The organism is Mycobacterium sp. 1465703.0 (assembly GCF_001672975.1).
Taxonomy (GTDB): domain Bacteria; phylum Actinomycetota; class Actinomycetes; order Mycobacteriales; family Mycobacteriaceae; genus Mycobacterium.
In genome coordinates, this window is sequence record NZ_LZKU01000236.1 from 1 (window position 1) to 1,657 (window position 1,657).

The 1,657-nt window shown below is 68.5% G+C and carries 1 protein-coding gene; it reads right to left on the minus strand.

What is annotated here, in order from left to right:
- Window positions 1–1,601: MtrAB system accessory lipoprotein LpqB (gene lpqB, locus A5625_RS22095; RefSeq protein WP_156748455.1), on the minus strand; the 1,601-nt coding region annotated here is incomplete at its 3' end.
- Window positions 1,602–1,657: the final 56 nt, after the last annotated feature.

A 1,657-nucleotide genomic window follows, 5' to 3' on the forward strand; every position in this document is an offset into this window, starting at 1 on the left:
ATCTGCAAACCGCGCGGCGGCGCGTCGGAGTTCACCCCGTCGATGTTCACGTAGGACACCGGATGACTGGCGTCGGTACGGGTCACCACGAGGTCGTCACCGGTTCGCCACGACAGCGACACCACCGAATTGCCCAGCCCGAAACCGAGCCGGCGCGGGAAGGTCAGCGCGTACTGCCCGGCCTGGGTCTGCTCGACGCTGGCCAGAATTACCTGACCGCCGATCACCATCGCGGCCCGGGTGCTGTCGCGAGACAGTTGCAGGTCGGTGATCGGCCCCGGGAACCGGGTGGCCACCGCCACCGAATCCACCGGAAGGCGCGCGGGCTGCCCGGAAGCCGGCTCCTGGATCGCCCGCAACACGTTGTTGCCGTCGACAACCACCCAGACGACGTCATCCAGCGACCAGGTGGGCCGGGACAGGCTGTGCCCGTCGGCCGACTGCACGGCTTCCTGGCCGAGATCACCGATCCACAAGGACGCCGCCATGTCCGGGGCACCGCGGTGCAAGGTAACCACCGACGCCACCTGTCGGCCGTTGCGGGACAGCGCGGCGCCGGTCTGGTCACCCATGCGGCCGAACGCGCCGGGCACCATGGCGGTGTGCTGGCCGTCCAGCGACACCAGAGAGCCATTCACCAGGGCGTGCAGTCCGGCGCCCGCGCCGTCGGCCGCGCCGGGATCGGTGGCCGCGACGTCGGAGGTGGTCCACCCGTCGCGGAACCGGTCATCCAGCGGCGCACCGTCGGCGTTGATCACATAGGGGCCCCTGATATCGGCCCGGGCCAGGGTCCAAATGATCTGCGCTGCAAGCAATTGTCTGCTGTGCGGATCGGTGGTGGACAGCTTCTCCAGATCGACGCGCGCGCCGCCGTAACCGCGCCCAATCCCGTTCTTGCCCCCGTCGGCCCGGGTCACTGGCCCGCGCAGCCGTAGCGGCGGTGCGAGCAGGTTGCGGACGGTGTGCGCCATCTCGGGCCGCGGACCGGCGATCAGCTTGGAGATCAGCTCGGTGGCCAACTGGTCGTGGTCGGGCACCGCGACATAGCGTGGATCCGGAACCACCGTCTTGCCGGTCGGGTCGGCGAAATACAGCGTGTTGCGTTTGTAGGTGGACTGAAACTGTTGCCAGTCCAGAAAGACCCCGTTGGGCAGCCGGTCGATACGCCAGCCACCGGGGGTCTTGACCAATTCGATCGGCCCGGGGTCGGGCAGCACCCCCTCGGCGGTTTCGAACACACCCATATCGGACAGCGAGCCCAGTATGTCCGCCCGCATTGTTGCCGAAACCCGTTCGGCTGCACGGGTTTCGACGAACACCACGTGGTCGATCAGCAGTGCGCTACCGGCGTCGTCCCAGGCGTTGGACGCGGACTGGGTGAGGAACTGGCGAGCGGCCAGGTGCCGGTTGGCCGGATCTGCTGTGGCCTTGAGGAATTCGCGCAGCAGCACGTCGGGGTCCATGCCCGGGGTCGGCTTGGGCAGGTTCGACGGCGCCGGCCGCTCGACGGTGCCGATGGCTTGCGGCGCGGACGAGCTGGGCACTCCGGCACAGCCGGTGAGCAGCGCAGCCAGCATCAGCAATCCCACGAGTCGACGCATCACAGGCTTCTCTCGGCGTGCTCTCGTTGCCGCGGACGGTCTTTCGCGTGCTGTGG